Here is a 1,008-nt window from a genome sequence, read left to right on the forward strand (position 1 = left end):
CTAAATTAGTTAGGTATTTTTTATAAAATCAAACCATCTCTATAGAGTGATCTGAAATATTTTCTTTTGCCCAAATCAGTGCTTGTACTCTGTTTTTTACATCAATCTTTTTAAAAATATTGTGAAGATGCGTTTTAACCGTATTTTCGCTTACAAATAACTGGGCTTTGTTGCGTAATTCGATGGAACTAAATCAAGAAACTACGATCTGAGCGGCTACGCCCATCAATCGTCGTAGCCTCATGCCTAAACCTCGTTACAAAACAACTAACTGGAAGCAGTACAATAAATCCTTAATCAACCGTGGTTCTCTGACCTTTTGGATTGATGAGGAAGCGATAGCTGAGTGGAAGCAAAACAAACAAGGCAAGCGTGGTAGACCTCGCCGATTCAGCGACTTAGCCATTACTACCGCACTGATGGTGAAACGCGTTTTCTCTATGCCCTTGAGAGCGCTGCAAGGTTTTCTAGACTCCGTATTTAAGCTGGCTAACATCCCGCTTGTTTGCCCGCACTACACCTGTATAAGCCGCCGAGCTAAGGAAGTTGAAGTTTCATTTAAAACCAAAACCAGAGGAGCAATACAACATCTGGCCATTGATGCCACTGGCCTCAAGGTTTATGGCGAAGGTGAATGGAAGGTCAAGAAGCATGGAACTGATGGGAAGCGAAGAGTCTGGCGTAAGCTGCATATCGCGGTAGATACAAGCACCCACGAAATAGTCGCAGCAGAGCTGAGCTTATCTAACGTAACTGATGCCGAAGTGCTCCCCAACTTACTCAAGCAAACACGTCGTAAAATCATTGAGATATCAGGCGATGGCGCTTATGACACAAGGAATTGCCATGATGCCATACGGATCAAGCGAGCTGTTCCGCTCATCCCGCCAAGAGAAGGAGCAGCCTTCTGGGAACAAGGGCATCCTCGTAACTTAGCGGTAGGTTGCCAGAAGCTCTACGGCTCCAACAAGAAGTGGAAAAAGCGGTATGGCTATCATAAGCGCTCTC

The 1,008-nt window shown here is 44.9% G+C and carries 1 protein-coding gene and 1 pseudogene; one reads left to right on the forward strand and one right to left on the reverse strand.

The window, feature by feature from the left end; translation table 11 throughout:
- Positions 1 to 28: 28 nt before the first annotated feature.
- A pseudogene (locus R7F07_RS25555) lies at positions 29 to 163 on the reverse strand (helix-turn-helix transcriptional regulator); the annotation flags it as partial.
- A gap of 79 nt (positions 164 to 242) precedes the next feature.
- Here R7F07_RS25555 and R7F07_RS25560 point away from each other — a divergent pair.
- The coding region (locus tag R7F07_RS25560) for an IS5-like element ISVal1 family transposase (protein WP_318110715.1) at positions 243 to 1,008 on the forward strand (766 nt) is incomplete at its 3' end.

Origin of the sequence: Vibrio sp. YT-16 (assembly GCF_033337405.1) — a bacterium.
GTDB lineage: Bacteria > Pseudomonadota > Gammaproteobacteria > Enterobacterales > Vibrionaceae > Vibrio > Vibrio alginolyticus.